Source organism: Pseudomonas nitroreducens NBRC 12694, assembly GCF_002091755.1.
GTDB lineage: Bacteria > Pseudomonadota > Gammaproteobacteria > Pseudomonadales > Pseudomonadaceae > Pseudomonas > Pseudomonas nitroreducens.
Window position 1 is genome coordinate 32,680 of record NZ_BDAI01000018.1, and the last position, 15,097, is coordinate 47,776.

A 15,097-nucleotide genomic window follows, 5' to 3' on the forward strand; every position below is an offset into this window, starting at 1 on the left:
GCAAGCCGCGCGGGGCGGGATTTTCAGCAGCCGACGAATAGTTGGGCCAGACAGCAGAAGGCCCGCGCTCGGCGGGCCTTCGGGGCAGTGCTGGAAACCTGGGTCAGGCGCCGTGGCACTTCTTGTACTTGCTGCCGCTGCCGCAGGGGCACGGATCGTTGCGGCCCACGTCCTTGAGCGGGTTACGCGCAGGCTCGTGGCTGTGGTTGCAGTGCGGGCCGTGCACGTGGCCATGGTCATGGTGGTGGTCATGATCGTGGTCGTGGTTGCAGTTCGGACCGTGTACGTGGGGTTCCTGGCTCATGGTGACGCTCACTCGGGGATGAAATCGCCGGGAATTATCTCGCCATTGCGCGCGATGTGCACGCTCTGTCCGAACAGCAGGCCGGTCTTCACTTCGCCGTCGAGGCGGTAGCGGATGGGCTTGTCCGGGTCTTCCAGCAGCTTGACGATGTACTTCATGTGCCGCCACAGGTTGGTGGTCACCGGTACTTCGAAGGTTTCGTGGCCGTTGGCTGGCACTGTGAACCAGTTATTCGACTCGCCTTCGGCCAGGTCGATATCGTTCAGCTTGACCTTGTAGGCCAGGCCACGGACCGGAAGGCTGAAATCGTTCGGGTTGTCGATGCGGAAATGCAGGACGAATTCCTGCTCCAGCAAACGAGCTTTCACGACGTCGACTTTCTGCAGCTTCACGTCGGGTTGCTCGAAATTACCTGTCATCCAGCCGCAGCCCGAAACAAGGCTGAACAGCCAGCACAGGCTGAGAATTCTTATCATTTGCGCCTGATAATTCATGTCTACCCCTCAAGACGCCCCAGTGTACCAAGCACCTGCTCGGCCGCAAGTTGTTGTTACGTTAAAAGAAGCTGCACCATACTGGCCGAATGTAACCGGCGGGTTAACACAGGAGAGTGAAGATGAGCCGTTATGAAATCGCGTTCTCGGGACAGACTATCCCGGGTGCACAGCTCGATACGGTGAAAGCCAACCTGGCCAGGCTGTTCCAGGCCGACGCCCAGCGCATCGAATTGCTGTTCTCCGGCCGCCGCATGGTGATCAAGAACAACCTCGACGCCGAGGCGGCGGAAAAGTACCGCAGCGTGATCGAACGCGCCGGCGCTGTCGTCGAAGTGGTCGACATGGACGCGCAGATCGAGGAGATCGAGCTGGCTCCACCGCCGCCGGCCGAGCCGGTCGGCACCGCAGTACAGCCGGCAGCACCTGCCTCCGGAGCGCAGGGACGCCTGAAAGTAGCGCCGCGCGACGAGTACATGGCCGCTTTCGCCGATGTGGAGGCGCCGGATTTCGGCCTCGCCCCGGTAGGCGCCGACCTGCAGGACGAGAAACCCGAGGCCGCCGCGCCGCGCGTGGACCTCAGCCAGTTCAGCGTTGCCCCCGTGGGCAGCGACATGGGCCAGGCCAAGCCCGCGCCGGCAGGGCCTGCGCCGGATACCAGCCACCTCAAGCTGCAGGACTGATCAGTCGCCCTGGTGCGGGTCGTCCTTGTAGACGAATTTGGGCATTTCCCAGCGGAAACGGATCGCCAGCATGCGGAACAGGAAGCCGGCGAACAGGGTGATCAGCATGGCCTGCTCCTTGGGCAGGTCGATCTGCAGGCAGATCAGGTAGCACCAGGCGCTGGCGAAGGACACGCTGGCGTACAGTTCGCGGCGGAAGATCAGCGGCACGTCGTTGCAGAAGATATCCCGCAGGATGCCGCCGAACACCCCGGTGATCACCCCGCTCACGGCAGCGATCAGCAGGCTGTGGCCCATCTCCAGGCTGACCTGGCAACCGATCAGGGTGAAGGCCACCAGGCCCACGGCGTCGAGCGCGAGGAACATCGAGCGCAGGTGGCGCATCAGCGGGGCGATGAACACGGTGACCAGTGCGGCACCAGCGGTGAGCGCCAGGTACTCCGGGTGGCGCACCCAGGTCAGCGGGTAGTGGCCCAGCAGCATGTCGCGCACCGAGCCGCCGCCCAGGGCGGTGACGCAGGCGACCAGCACCACGCCGAACAGGTCCATGCTGCGCCGGCCGGCGGACAGAGCGCCGGTCATGGCTTCGGCGGTGATGGCGATGATGTAGAGAACGGTCAGCAGCATGGCGAGGTCCGGCAGGAGTAGCCGGCGCGGCGAATCACCGCCGCCCCGGAAAAAAGCGCGGATTCTAGCCCAGACACTGAACGCCCCCAAGGGGGGCGAGCGGGCACCTCACTCGATCCACGGGCCGCAGCATTTCTTCAGCTTGCCGCCGGCACCGCAGGGGCAGGGGTCATTGCGCCCCAGCTTCATCGGCACGGTGGGGTCGAGGAAGTACCAGCGGCCGTCGCGCTGGACGAATCCCGAGCATTCGCGATGGCTGTGCTCGCCGCCGGCGTCGTGCCAGCGCGCGATGAAGGTCACCCGCGCGTGCTCCGGCTGGCCGCCGAGCACTTCATGGCTGACCACTTCCAAACCCAGCCAGGTGCTGCCCAGGCTCCAGGTACGGATCGCCTCCAGGTCCAGCCCCTGCTGCTGGGCCGGCAGCGTCGTGTCGCGCAGGTAATCCACCAGGCCCAGCGCGTAGGCGCTGTAGCGCGAGCGCATCAGCGCCTCTGCGGTGGGGGCCGCGACGCCGGCATGGAAGCGCCCGCAGCAGTCCGGTAATGGACGGCCGCTGCCGCAGGGGCAGGTCGGTTCGATCATGGTCACCACCAGTACTTGCCGAAGTTTTCCGGGTTGGCCCAGAACTTCGCGTTGAGCCAGTCCGGGACCTGTTTGTATTCGTGCAGATCGTAGGTGAACAGCGTGATCACCTGGGCGTCGCGCTGGAAGCGCTCGCTGGCCTGCATGGCCAGGGCGTAGAAGTCCGCATCCTGCGCCTGGGCGGCGTCGAGGTCGACCAGTACGGCCACGCGGCTGCTGTTGAGGTTGCGGATACCGCCCACCAGTTGCTGTGCCTCGCGGCGCGGCAAGTGCTCCAGGCAGTCGGCCAGCAGCGCCAGGTCGTAGCGCTGAGCGGCCAGCTCCGCTGGCAATGCGCCGGCATCGGCGTGGAACAGCTCGCAATCCGGATGCGCCGCGAGGAAGGCATCCACGGCCGGTATCTGGCTGGCGCCCACCAGCAGCAAGCGCTGTGGCGCGTAGCGGTCGAGCAGGGCGGCGAGGGCTTGTTGCGGCGTGCGTGTCGAAATCATCGGGCTCGTCAAAAGGCAAAAAATAATGAACGAAGACTAGCGTGTGACACCCATATGGCCTAGTGCTGGCGCATTCTGTCAGTCACGTCTTTACTCGGTAATTGTCGGTCAAGACCCGATCATTAGAGGAGACATAACTTTATGAGCATCACAAGGACCGCTTTACCCCTGCTGCTGGTAAGCACGTTGCTCACCGGTTGCGCAGGGCTGCAGAAGTCCGATTGGCCGACTTGCGCCGTGGTTGGCGGTGTCGGTGGCGCAGGTCTGGGTTCCATCGAAAGCAGCGCCTGGGCCGGTTGGGGAGCCCTGATCGGTGGCGTGCTGGGTGCGTCCTACTGCTGGGTACATGGCGCTGCCGAACAAGTGGCCGAGGTCCCGCCGCCTGCGCCGGCTCCTGAGCCTGCTCCGGCTCCGCTGCCCAAGGAAGAGACCATCGTGGTGCGTGACCTGCACTTCGCCTTCGACTCGTCGAAGATCGATGCGCAGGACAAGGACAAGCTCGACACCATCGCTACCCGCCTGAAAGGCGAGGCCGCGAGCACCGAGCTGAATATCGGCGGCCATACCGATAGCATCGGTACCGACGCCTACAACCAGAAACTGTCCGAGCGCCGCGCCAACGCCGTGTCCAACTACCTGGTCGATGCCGGCGTGCCTGCCAGCAGCATCAAGTCGGTGGTCGGTTATGGCGAGAGCCAGCCGGTCGCGGACAACAAGACCAAAGAAGGCCGCGCCGAGAACCGTCGCGTGGAGATCAAGATCACGCGTCAGTAAGTCGCTGTGATGTAGTCCGCAAAGGGGGCCTGGTGGCCCCCTTTGTCATTCCCGGTTGCCACTGGCATAGCCGGGAGCAGAGGCGTATGTTCCCCGGCAAAGAAAAAACCGGGGGCATTTCATGAAAGCGTTGTTGGGGCTGGGCAAGCTGATTGCCCTGTTGTTCTGGCTGGCGGTGCTGGCCAACCTGATCCAACCCTTCGCACATCCCTTCGCCCTGCTGCTCAATGCGGCCGGCGCGCTGATCCTGCTGATCCACATCCTCGAAGTCCTGGCGCTGCGCAAGCGTCTGCAGGGGCGCCCGCATCCGGGCATGGATCGCCTGCAGATCCTGCTGTTCGGCGTCTTTCATTTCGCGACCCTGCCGCAGCCGGCAGTGGCACAACCGGCACCCGCAAACGTAGAAGGAGATACCCATGCGTAAGTCGCTGCTGGGCCTCGCGCTGTTCGCCCCGTTGGCCTGTTCGGCTGCCGGCACCGTCTCGGTGGAAGCCAACACCGTGCTGCGTCTGCCGGTGAAGGGCGACAGCCTGAGCCTGGACCGTATCAGTGTCGGCCCGGAGGGCGCGCTGCTGATCCCGTCGCGGGTCAAGCAGCTGAAGATCGGCGAGCTGGACCTGGCGAAGAATGCGCGGATCGGCGTTTTCCCTGGCAATGATGCGCTGCAGATCGAAGTGCTGCACGGCAACCTCGCCGACGGTAGCGTGATCGCCGCGCAAGGTAGCTCCGGCAGCTTCGAGAAGCCCGCCAGCGGTGGCCGCAATCTGCTGCTGCGGCTGCAGGATGTGGCGGTGGAGAACCTGCTGATCGACGTCCGCGGCGGTGTCGGCGCACCGGGCTATGACGGCCTGGACGGCGGCAGTGCGCAGACTTCCGGCTGCCTGTGGGGCAGCGGCAAATCCGCCGGCGACGGGCAGGATGGCGCCGATGGCCAGACGGGCGCACCTGGCGGCGTGGTACGCCTGGAAGTGCCGGAGCAGTTCGACGTCGAGAAGGTCAAGGTACGTCTGGAAGGCGGTGCGGGCGGGGCGGGCGGCAAGCCCGGCAAGGCCGGGCCGCGCAGCGGCGAGAAGGGCTGCTGGTTCTATTCGGTGGCGGGCGAGAAGCCCGGCGCGGAAGGCCAGGGCGGTGCGGAAGGGGCGAAGGGCAGCGAAGGCCGCCTGGACGTGAAACGCTTCTGAACCCCTGGCTCGTTTCAACTGAAGGCCCGCCCGGCTAGCCAGGCGGGCCTTTTGTTTACCAGTGCGGGCGTGCTGCGACGAAGGCCACCAGCGCCATGCCGATCAGCAGGTTCAGGCCCACGGTCTTGCGGATCTTGCCCAGCGCGGCGCCACCGGCTGGCCAGTCCTCGGCGCCCACCGCGCGGCGCAGTTCCGGCAACTGCAGCGCCTGGATGCGCAGGAACAGCGCGAGCATCGCGACATACAACCCCATCATTACCTGCACGTAGCGCGGCGCGCCGGCCATGCCGTTGAAGCTCAGGTGCAGCATGCCCACGCCGGTCACCGGCAGCAGGATCACCGCCGCCCACACCCAGCGGAAGAAGCGCGGGAAGACCTCCAGCCACAGCTTCAGCCGGGCCGGTGCCTCCAGCGCGGCGACGGCGGCCGGGCGCAGCACCATCCAGGCGAAGAACATGCCGCCAACCCAGACCAGGGCGGCCAGGAGGTGCAGGGCATAGACGAAGGCAAAGGGTGTCATTCGGACGATCTCCGCTGGCGATTGAAGACAAGCGCGCTATCATAGCCGCCGATTCGAACCACTGAAAATTTATCCAGCATCCGGATGTGTCCATTGCGCCGCGTCCGGGGCCCGGGAAGTCCATGCTCAGCACCGAACTCAAGGCCACGATCCAGGGCGCCTACTCGCGCTTCCTCGAGGCCAAGGAACTCAAGCCGCGCTACGGCCAGCGCCTGATGATCGCCGAAGTCGCCAAGGTCCTGGGGACCATCGCCAGCGACGAGGAAGGCCATCGCCTGGGCGATGCCGCCGTGGTCGCCGTGGAAGCCGGCACCGGCACCGGCAAGACCGTCGCCTACAGCCTTGCCGCCATCGCCTGCGCCAAGGCCGCGGGCAAGCGCCTGGTGGTCGCCACCGCCACCGTCGCCCTGCAGGAGCAGATCGTCCACAAGGACCTGCCCGACCTGTTGCGCAACTCCGGCCTGTCGTTCAGCTTCGCCCTGGCCAAGGGGCGCGGGCGCTACATGTGCCTGTCCAAGCTCGACCACCTGCTGCAGGAAGGCCAGGCGCAGAGCGCCACCGCCCAACTGTTCGAGGAGGAAGGCTTCCGCATCGACGTGGACGAGACCTCCACCAAGCTGTTCAACCAGATGATCGAGCGCCTGGCTGGCAACCGCTGGGACGGCGACCGCGACTCATGGCCCGAAGCCATCGAGGACGCGCAGTGGGCGCAGGTGACCACCGACCACAGCCAGTGCACCAACCGCCATTGCCCGAACTTCCAGCAGTGCGCCTTCTACAAGGCGCGCGAAGGCATGACCAAGGTCGACGTGATCGTCACCAACCATGACCTGGTGCTGGCCGATCTGGCGTTGGGCGGCGGCGCGATTCTGCCGGACCCGCGCGACACCCTTTACGTGTTCGACGAAGGCCACCACCTGCCGGATAAGGCCATCGGCCACTTCGCCCACTTCACTCGCCTGCGCGCCACCGCCGACTGGCTGGGCCAGGTGGAGAAGAACCTGACCAAGCTGCTGGCGCAGAACCCGCTGCCGGGCGACCTTGGCCGCCTGATCGAGCAGGTGCCGGAACTGGCCCGAGAGCTGCGCACGCACCAGCAGTTCATGTTCACCGCCTGCGAAGAGGTCGGTGACTTCCGTGCCGGCGAGGACATGGAAGGCCGCGAGCGACCGCGCCATCGTTTCGAAGGCGGGGTGATCCCCGAGCACATCCGCGAGATGGGCATCGAACTGAAGAAGGGCTTCTCCAAGCTCACCGACCTCTTCACCCGCCTGACCGAGCTGCTCAAGGAGGCCATGGACGGGGAGGGCAGCGTCGGCATCGCCAGCCACCAGGCAGAAGAGTGGTACCCGCTGTTCGGCAGCCTGCTGTCCCGCGCCCAGGGCAACTGGGAATTGTGGACCGCCTTCACCAGCGAGGACCCGGAAGACAGCCCGCCCATGGCGCGCTGGCTGACCCTCGCCGAGAGCGGCACCTTCTACGACATCGAGGCCAACGCCAGCCCGATCCTCGCCGCCGAGACCCTGCGCCGCAACCTGTGGAATGTGGCCTACGGCGTGCTGGTGACCTCCGCGACCCTCACCGCGCTGGGTACCTTCGACCGCTACCGCATGCGCGCCGGCCTGCCTCGCGCGGCGGTCACTGCCGTGGTGCCGAGTCCGTTCCACCACGCCGACGCTGGCGTGTTGCGCGTGCCGGACCTGAAGGCCGACCCGCGCGATGCTGCCGCGCATACCGGCGCGATCATTCGCGAGTTGCCGGAGATAGTCGAAGGTTCGCGTGGTTCGCTGATCCTGTTCTCCTCGCGCAAGCAGATGCAGGAAGTCTTCGACGGCCTGGACCGCGACTGGCGCAAGCGCGTGCTGATCCAGGGCAACCTGTCCAAGCAGGAAACCCTGAACAAGCACCGCTCCCGCGTGGACGATGGCGAGCCGAGCGTGCTGTTCGGCCTGGCCAGCTTCTCCGAGGGCGTGGACCTGCCCGGCGCCTATTGCGAGCACGTGGTGATCGCCAAGATTCCCTTCGCCGTGCCGGACGATCCGGTGGAAGCGGCGCTGTCGGAATGGATCGAGGCGCGCGGCGGCAATCCCTTCATGGAGATCGCCGTGCCCGACGCCTCGCTGCGTCTGGTGCAGGCCTGCGGCCGGCTGCTGCGGACCGAGCAGGACCGCGGCACCATTACGCTGCTGGACCGTCGCGTCGTGACGCAACGCTACGGCAAGGCCATTCTTAATGCATTGCCGCCGTTCCGCCGCGAAATTGCTTGAGTGTGCGGGAGCGAGTTCCCGCGCTGGCTGTCAAACGATCGCCCGCCGTCCGGCGGGCGTGTTGCAAGGATTCGAATCCATGACTTCGATGCGTTGGCATCTGCCGTTGCTGCTCAGCCTGGCCATCGCCAGTGCCCCGGCCTGGTCGGCTGGCGGCAATGAAACCCTGTTCAACTTCGTCAAGCCGATGGCTGTGGTCTCGATCACCACACAGAACGCCGACCTGCCCAGTTCCACTGCCGAGGCCACGCCAGAGGGCGAGATCCTGCGTCGGGTGAACTTCAACCCTGCGCCGCAGCCGACCCTGCGCCTGGCACCGTCCAGCGGCAGCTGGGACTGGTCGCAGTCGGACAGCATGAGCCTGCGCATCCAGAACGCCATGGACTGGGCCATCACCCTGGAGGTGGAAATCGAAGGCGTTGCCGGCGCCCCCGGCCTGCGCGCGAGCATCGCCCTGCCGCCGGGCCCGGCGCAGACCCTGGTGATCCCGCTGCACGCCATCGCCCCGGAAGATTTCGGCATGCGCGCCGGCGTGCCCATGCCTGTCACCCAGGACGGCCAGCGCCTGCTGCTGGCGAGCAAGGTCACCGGCGAGCTGAACCGCAGCCAGGTCGGTGCGGTGAAGCTGTTTCTGACTTCGCCCAAGGCGGCCCAGGACATTCTCGTCGGCCGCTTCGGCACCCGCGCCGGCAACGACGAATACCACAAGGCGTACACCGGCATCGTCGATGGCTTCGGCCAGTCCACCCGCAGCGACTGGCCGGAAAAGGTCAAGAGTGCCGAGCAACTGGCCAACGCCTGGAAAGGCGAAGGCGAACAGCTGAGCAAATGGAAGCCCGCGCCCGGCCGCGACGCCTTTGGCGGGCTGCTGGATGGCCCGGCCTTCGAAGGCACCGGCTTCTTCCGCACCGAAAAACGCAATGGCCGCTGGTGGCTGGTGACGCCCGAAGGGCACTCGTTCTGGTCCATGGGCGTCAACGCGGTGAATGCCGACAGCAGCCAGACCTACGTCGAAGGCCGCGAATACATGTTCGCCAGCCTGCCCAAGGAGGACGAGCCGCTGGCCGCCTTCTACGGCCAGCGCGACGACCGCAGCGGCGTCGGCGCCCAGCAGGGCCGTGCGTTCGGCAACGGGCGCTGGTTCGATTTCTATGCCGCCAACCGCTTCCGCGCCGATGGTGGGCTGACCGGCGACGCCGCGGCAGCCGCCTGGCGCGAGCGCACCGTACAGCGCCTGGGTTCCTGGGGCTTCAATACCCTGGGCGACTGGAGCGATCCGGCCTTCGCCGACGATCCGCGCATGCCCTACAGCGTGCCGCTGTCCATCAGCGGCGATTACGCCACGGTGAGCACCGGCTACGACTGGTGGGGCGCCATGCCCGACCCCTTCGACCCGCGCTTTGCCATGGCCGCCGAGCGCGCCATCGCCATTGCCGCCCGCGACCATCGCGAGGATGCGTGGCTGCTGGGCTACTACGCCGATAATGAACTGGCCTGGGCCGGCCGTGGCGACGACGACCAGGCGCACTTCGCCCTGGCCTTCGGCACGCTCAAGCTATCCACCGACAGCCCGGCCAAGCGTGCCTTCATCAAGCAACTCAAGGACAAGTACGAGGATCACGAACAGCTTGCCGAGGCCTGGGGTGTGCAGCTGGGTTCCTGGGAAGACCTCGATGCGCCGGGCTACCAGGCGCCGGTTCCGAGCGAGGCGCACCCGGCCATTGCCCAGGACTACAGCGCCTTCCTGCGCCTGTATGCCGACCAGTACTTCAAGACCCTGAAGGACTCGCTGCAATGGCATGCGCCGAACCATCTGCTGCTCGGCCCGCGCTTCGCCGTCAGCACGCCGGAGGCGCTGGCCTCCTGCGCGCAGTACTGCGACATCCTCAGCTTCAACCTCTACGTACCGCTACCGCGGCAGGGCTTCGACGCCAACTACGTGCGCAGCCTGGACAAGCCGGTACTGATCACCGAGTTCCACTTCGGCTCCCGTGACCGCGGGCCGTTCTGGGGCGGTGTCGCCGAGGTATACAACGAGCAGCAGCGTGGCGAGGCGTACCAGCGCTTCCTCGCCGAGGCGGCGAAGCAGCCGAACATCGTCGGTGCGCACTGGTTCCAGTACCTCGACCAGCCGGTGACCGGGCGCCTGCTCGATGGCGAGAACGGCCACATCGGTCTGGTCGGCATCACCGACCTGCCGTTCACCGGCTTCGTCGACGCCGTGCGCAAGGCCAACCAGCAGACACTCAAGGGTATCGACGAGCAGGCCCGCGCCGCCGCCAAGGTGGCGCCGGATCCCGCACCGAAGCCGGTGCCGGCTGCCGACAGCGATGACGAGGAGTAGGCGTCGGAGCAATGATTCGTCATTCGTGAAGCCGCACCCTGCCTTCGGCAGGGTTCCCAGGGGCGGAGCGCGCTGAAAGAATGGCGCCTCCGCCCCTGCTCATTTCCGGAGTTTGAGATGACCCTGAACGGCCACTGCGATCCGCGCTTCACTCCCGTTGCCGATGCTTTCAGCGCGCTGTTCGAGGACCCGCAGGAGCGCGGTGCGGCGCTGTGCATCCAGGTCGGCGGCGAAACCGTGGTCGATCTCTGGGCCGGCAGCGCGGGCAAGGAACCGGGCCAGGACTGGCAGGCCGATACGTTGCTCAACCTGTTCTCCTGCACCAAGACTTTCGCTGCCGTCGCTGCGCTGCAACTGGTGGGAGAAGGGCGGCTCGACCTTGATGCGCCGGTGGCGCGCTATTGGCCGGAGTTCGAGCAGGCCGGCAAGCAGGGCATCACCGTGCGCCAGCTCCTGTGCCATCGCGCGGGCCTGCCGGCGATTCGCGAGCCGCTGGCGCCCGAGGCGCTATACGACTGGGACAGCATGACGGCCGCGCTCGCCGGCGAAACGCCCTGGTGGACACCCGGCGTCGAGCATGGCTATGCCCCCATCACCTACGGCTGGCTGATCGGCGAAGTGATCCGCCGTGTCGACGGTCGCGAGCCGGGTGCCGCCATCGTCGAGCGCACGGCCAAGCCATTGGGGCTGGATTTCCACATCGGCCTGGGTGACGCCGAATTCCACCGTGTAGCGCACATCGCCCGCGGCAAGGGCAACCTGGGCGACGCCGCGGCGCAACGGTTGCTACGGACCATGATGACCGACGCCGCCGCACTTTCCACCCGCGCCTTCACCAATCCGCCGTCGGTGCTCACCAGCACCAACAAGCCGGAATGGCGGCGCATGTCGCAGCCGGCGGCCAATGGCCATGGCAATGCGCGCTCGCTGGCGGGCTTCTACGATGGTCTCCTGCAGGGCAAGTTGCTGGACGAAGCGCTGCTGGCCGAGCTCACCCGCGAACATGCCGTCGGCGAGGATCGAACTTTGTTGACCTGTACGCGCTTCGGTCTTGGTTGCATGCTTGACCAGCCGAATGTCGCCAACGCCACTTACGGCCTTGGCCCGCAGGCCTTCGGCCATCCGGGGGCCGGTGGCTCCATCGGCTTCGCCGACCCGGAGCGTGAGCTGGCCTTCGGGTTCGTCGTCAACACCCTTGGCCCCTACGTGCTGATGGACCCACGCGCCCAGCGCCTGGCGCACCTCGCCGGCGACTGCCTGTAGCGACGAGCGGGAGGAACCTTCCTCCCGCCGCACCTTCTTAAGGTCGTCCGCTTTTGCCGTCGCGCTTGCGTGCGTGACGGCGTTCCCTGCGTGCAAACATGCGCCGCTCGTCAGTTCGAGATTAAAATCTCGTTCCAACTGAGTAAGTTATGTACAACTCTTAAGCCGATTGCTGAAGTCAGGGTGCCACCGCCTACCGGTGGCGCCTGGCCTCCCTTCATGTTCCGACTTGTGGAATCGCTCCCATGAACCTGCTGTTCTCGAATTCGCTGAAAGTCTCCACCCTTGCGCTGTGCGTCGGCCTTTCCGCCTGCAGCCAGTTCCAGTCCCAGGACCAGGCCAAGGCGCCGGATAGCGCCGTGGCCGCTGCCAAGCCCGGCACCGCTCACTGGTGGTGGCCCTTCGGTGGCGACGAGGAAGCGAGCGCGGCCGCGCCCGCACCGCAGAAGAAACCGGTCGAGGCAGCCAAGGTCGCCGATGCCGGCAGCCAGCAGCCCGGTGGCCACTGGTGGTGGCCATTCGGTGTGAGCGACAGCAAGCCTGGCGCCGAGAAGGCCGCCAAGCCGCAGGACACCAAGGTCAGCAAGGAGTGGCTGGACCAGCACGAGAAGTCCCTGCGTGAAGCGGTAGCGGGCAGCAAGTTCACCGTCGAGCGCCGCGAAAACGCCCTGGTGCTGATCGCGCCGGTGGAAGGCTCCTTCAATCCCAAGCGCCCTGAACTGCTGCTGCCGATCACCCTGGCGCCGCTGGGCAACGTAGCGAAGATGCTGCAGAACGATCCGGAGAGCGGCGTACTGGTGCTCGGCCACAGCGACAGCTCGGGCGACAAGGCGACCAACGACAAGGTCAGCCTGCAACGTGCCCAGGCAGTCTCCTCGATCTTCCGCCTCAGTGGCCTGGGCGCCGATCGCCTGCGCCTGAAGGGCGTCGGCTCCAGCCTGCCGCGCGCCGACAACGCCAGCGCCGAAGGCCGCGCGCTGAACCGCCGCGTCGAGGTACTGGTGACCCAGCGCACCAGCCTGCTGGCGCTCGCCCAGGCCAACTGAACCGCCGCACGCAAAGCGTCATTCCGTCTGGAATGACGCTTGTCGTGGATCAAGCGCGAAGGCGCAACTCTGGATAAGCTTAAGGACTTCTTCTGCAGGAGATTTCCGATGGCTCAGACCCTGGCCGATATGCGCCGCGAATACACCCGTGATGGACTGACCGAGGCCCAGGCGCCCGCCGAACCGTTCAGCCTGTTCAACCAGTGGTTCGAAGACGCGGTGAAGACCGAGCAACTGCCGGTCGAACCCAACGCGATGATGCTCGCCACTGCGGACGCCGACGGCCAGCCGCATTGCCGCGTGCTCCTGCTCAAGGGTCTGGACGAGCGTGGTTTCACCTTCTTCAGCAACTACGAAAGCGCCAAGGGGCAGCAGCTCCTGGAGAATCCGCGCGCGGCCATGACCTTCTTCTGGCCGGCGCTGGAACGCCAGGTGCGCATTGAAGGACGGGTGGAGAAAGTCTCCGCCGAAGAGTCCGCCGCCTATTACCGCGTGCGCCCGCTGGGCAGCCGCCTGGGCGCCTGGGCCTCGCCGCAGAGCCGGGTGATCGATGGCCGCGGCGAACTGGAGCAATTGCTGGCCGAGACGGAGCAGCGCTTCGCCGACAGCGCACCGAGCTGCCCGGACTTCTGGGGTGGCTTCCGCCTGCTGCCGAGCCGCATCGAGTTCTGGCAGGGCCGTCCGAGCCGCCTGCACGATCGCCTCAACTTCCGCGTCGAGAACGGCGCCTGGGTGCGCGAACGTCTCGCTCCCTGAGCTTCTGCCCTTCGTAGGAGCGAGCTGGCTCGCGAATTGCCTCACCGTTGGGGTTGTTCGCGAGCAATGTCGCTCCTACAGGTCATATCGACTTTCAGGCCTGAATCGGAACAATCGCGGACGAAGTCCGCTCCTGCGCACGTCGGGAAAACCGTGCTGCGGTGTAGGATGCCCTCCATCCTCTCGCCCAACGGACCTGTCCCATGAAAGTCGTCATCGCTCCCGACTCCTTCAAGGAAAGCCTTTCCGCCCCTGAGGTCGCCGAAGCCATCTCCCGTGGCTGGCTGCGCGCCCGGCCCGACGACGAAACCCTGCTGCGGCCCATGGCCGACGGCGGCGAAGGCACGGTGGATGCGGTGCTGGCCGCGCGGCCGGGCGAACGTCGCGAGCTGGAGGTCTGCGGCCCGCTGGAGCAGCCGGTGAAAGCCCACTGGGGCTGCCTGGCAGACGCCACGGCGGTGATCGAGATGGCTGCCGCCAGCGGCCTGCACTGGGTGCCCGAAAGCCTGCGCGATGCCACCCGCACCACCAGCCGCGGCACGGGCGAATTGATTCGCGCGGCGCTGAATGCCGGCGCGAAGAAAATCATCATCGGCCTGGGCGGCAGTGCCACCAATGACGGCGGCCTGGGTCTGCTGCAGGCGCTGGGTGCAAGTTTCCTCGATGACCAGGGCAAGGAGTTGGGCGCCGGCGGCGCGCAGCTCTCGCAACTTCAGCGTATCGACCTGTCGAACCTCGACCCGCGGCTGGGCGCGGTCGAGGTCGAAGTCGCTGCTGATGTGAACAATCCCCTTTGCGGCCCGCATGGCGCCTCAGCCATCTTCGGACCGCAGAAGGGCGCGAACCCGGCGCAGGTGCAGCAGCTGGACGCCGCGCTGAAACGCTTCGCCGAAGTGGCGGCGCAGGCTCTCGGGCAGGATCACAGCCTGTTCCCCGGCGTCGGTGCCGCGGGCGGTCTGGGCTTCGCCTGCCGGGCGTTCCTCAAGGCGCGGTTCCGCCCGGGCATCGAGCTGATCGCCGAGCTGTCGGAACTGGACACGGCGCTTGCCGGCGCGTCGTTGGTCATTACCGGGGAAGGGCGGCTGGATGGCCAGAGCCTGCATGGAAAGACGCCGGTGGGCGTGGCGCATGTCGCCCGTCGCACGGGCGTGCCGGTGATTGCACTGGCGGGTAGCGTTGGCGAAGGGTTGGCTGAATTGCGCGAGGCGGGTATCGAGGCAGCGTTCAGCCTGGCGCCGGGGCCCATCACCCTGGCCGATGCCTGCGCACGGGCGGCGCAGGAGCTGGAAAACCGCGCCGAGGCGCTGGCACGCTTCTGGTCGCTGGCTCAGGCTGCGCGGTAGTCGTCGGCGGCGCGCTGCAGCCAGTCAGGGAGGTCGCGACGTTTCACTTTCTGGCGCTTGGCATCCGCCAGGCATTCGAGCAGGTAGTGGCGTTTGTGCGGATCATCGCCCGCCAGCGACAGTGCCAGGTCGCGGTCCATCCAGCGACGGATGCGCCAGTAGATCCACCAGTGGAAATACAGGCCGGCGGCGGTGGTGGCGACGATGATGAAGTAGTCCATGCGCGAATCCAGGTCGGGTGCTTCTTCTGCGGGCACCAGCCTAACCGATACTCCTGCAGGAAAAACTGAGCCACGGCAGGCGATTTCGGCGGATATGGCACAAACTGTACGAAAGCTGAATCGAGATCAGCTGTTTCACGACCTGGCGTGACAGGCGGGCTGTCGTCGGAGTCTAATAGTCGTAGCCCTACTCGGAGGTTC

The 15,097-nt window shown here is 66.3% G+C and carries 17 protein-coding genes; 10 read left to right on the forward strand and 7 right to left on the reverse strand.

Annotated elements, in window-relative coordinates:
- Positions 1–103: 103 nt before the first annotated feature.
- Together PNI01S_RS26395 and PNI01S_RS26400 are read right to left on the reverse strand one after the other, a co-directional pair.
- Positions 104–304 (reverse strand): SEC-C metal-binding domain-containing protein, encoded by a 201-nt coding sequence (locus tag PNI01S_RS26395; RefSeq protein WP_024765232.1) that lies wholly within the window; start codon positions 302–304, stop codon positions 104–106.
- A gap of 8 nt (positions 305–312) precedes the next feature.
- Entirely contained in the window at positions 313–798 is a 486-nt protein-coding gene (locus tag PNI01S_RS26400; protein ID WP_024765231.1) for an LEA/WHy family protein, read from the reverse strand.
- 122 nt (positions 799–920) lie between these two features.
- Here PNI01S_RS26400 and PNI01S_RS26405 point away from each other — a divergent pair, with 122 nt between their 5' ends.
- Entirely contained in the window at positions 921–1,481 is a 561-nt protein-coding gene (locus PNI01S_RS26405; RefSeq protein WP_054908834.1) for a hypothetical protein, read from the forward strand.
- Here PNI01S_RS26405 and PNI01S_RS26410 read toward each other — a convergent pair whose 3' ends face one another.
- The 3 genes from PNI01S_RS26410 to PNI01S_RS26420 form a co-directional block, all read right to left on the reverse strand.
- Complete coding sequence (locus PNI01S_RS26410) at positions 1,482–2,108, reverse strand: trimeric intracellular cation channel family protein (RefSeq protein ID WP_024765229.1); 627 nt, start codon at positions 2,106–2,108, stop codon at positions 1,482–1,484. It lies immediately after the preceding gene.
- 108 nt (positions 2,109–2,216) lie between these two features.
- Positions 2,217–2,690, reverse strand: coding sequence for a YchJ family protein (locus PNI01S_RS26415; protein WP_024765228.1), 474 nt, complete (start codon positions 2,688–2,690; stop codon positions 2,217–2,219).
- A gap of 2 nt (positions 2,691–2,692) precedes the next feature.
- Entirely contained in the window at positions 2,693–3,181 is a 489-nt protein-coding gene (locus PNI01S_RS26420) for a DUF6231 family protein (RefSeq protein WP_037007296.1), read from the reverse strand.
- Between the two features lie 141 nt (positions 3,182–3,322).
- Here PNI01S_RS26420 and PNI01S_RS26425 point away from each other — a divergent pair, with 141 nt between their 5' ends.
- The 3 genes from PNI01S_RS26425 (at position 3,323) to PNI01S_RS26435 (ending at position 5,136) form a co-directional block, all read left to right on the forward strand.
- On the forward strand, positions 3,323–3,955 hold the full coding sequence (locus tag PNI01S_RS26425) for an OmpA family protein (protein ID WP_024765226.1): 633 nt from the start codon (positions 3,323–3,325) through the stop codon (positions 3,953–3,955).
- A 121-nt stretch (positions 3,956–4,076) separates the two neighbouring features.
- Complete coding sequence (locus tag PNI01S_RS26430; RefSeq protein WP_024765225.1) at positions 4,077–4,379, forward strand: DUF1145 domain-containing protein; 303 nt, start codon at positions 4,077–4,079, stop codon at positions 4,377–4,379.
- On the forward strand, positions 4,372–5,136 hold the full coding sequence (locus PNI01S_RS26435; RefSeq protein ID WP_084359732.1) for a collagen pro alpha-chain precursor: 765 nt from the start codon (positions 4,372–4,374) through the stop codon (positions 5,134–5,136). Before PNI01S_RS26430 ends, PNI01S_RS26435 begins: the two co-directional genes overlap by 8 nt.
- A gap of 55 nt (positions 5,137–5,191) precedes the next feature.
- Here the strand turns inward: PNI01S_RS26435 and PNI01S_RS26440 are convergent, their stop codons facing one another.
- Complete coding sequence (locus tag PNI01S_RS26440; protein WP_024765224.1) at positions 5,192–5,656, reverse strand: CopD family protein; 465 nt, start codon at positions 5,654–5,656, stop codon at positions 5,192–5,194.
- A gap of 122 nt (positions 5,657–5,778) precedes the next feature.
- Here PNI01S_RS26440 and dinG point away from each other — a divergent pair, with 122 nt between their 5' ends.
- From dinG to PNI01S_RS26470, 6 genes are all read left to right on the forward strand, one after another.
- Entirely contained in the window at positions 5,779–7,923 is a 2,145-nt protein-coding gene (dinG, locus tag PNI01S_RS26445) for an ATP-dependent DNA helicase DinG (protein WP_024765223.1), read from the forward strand.
- Between the two features lie 79 nt (positions 7,924–8,002).
- Positions 8,003–10,267 (forward strand): beta-galactosidase, encoded by a 2,265-nt coding sequence (locus tag PNI01S_RS26450; RefSeq protein ID WP_084359733.1) that lies wholly within the window; start codon positions 8,003–8,005, stop codon positions 10,265–10,267.
- Positions 10,268–10,384: 117 nt separating this feature from the next.
- Entirely contained in the window at positions 10,385–11,530 is a 1,146-nt protein-coding gene (locus PNI01S_RS26455; protein ID WP_084359734.1) for a serine hydrolase domain-containing protein, read from the forward strand.
- A gap of 245 nt (positions 11,531–11,775) precedes the next feature.
- Positions 11,776–12,576: an OmpA family protein gene (locus PNI01S_RS26460; RefSeq protein ID WP_024765221.1), complete on the forward strand. Its 801-nt coding sequence runs from the start codon at positions 11,776–11,778 to the stop codon at positions 12,574–12,576.
- Positions 12,577–12,684: 108 nt separating this feature from the next.
- A complete protein-coding gene (gene pdxH, locus PNI01S_RS26465; RefSeq protein ID WP_024765220.1) occupies positions 12,685–13,332 on the forward strand; it encodes a pyridoxamine 5'-phosphate oxidase in 648 nt (215 codons plus the stop codon).
- A gap of 203 nt (positions 13,333–13,535) precedes the next feature.
- Positions 13,536–14,675 carry a glycerate kinase gene (locus PNI01S_RS26470; protein WP_024765219.1) on the forward strand — a complete coding sequence of 380 codons (1,140 nt, stop codon included), beginning with the start codon at positions 13,536–13,538 and terminating at the stop codon, positions 14,673–14,675.
- Here PNI01S_RS26470 and PNI01S_RS26475 read toward each other — a convergent pair.
- Entirely contained in the window at positions 14,660–14,896 is a 237-nt protein-coding gene (locus PNI01S_RS26475) for a hypothetical protein (RefSeq protein ID WP_037011935.1), read from the reverse strand. The two genes, PNI01S_RS26470 and PNI01S_RS26475, sit on opposite strands and share 16 nt — an antisense overlap.
- Positions 14,897–15,097: the final 201 nt, after the last annotated feature.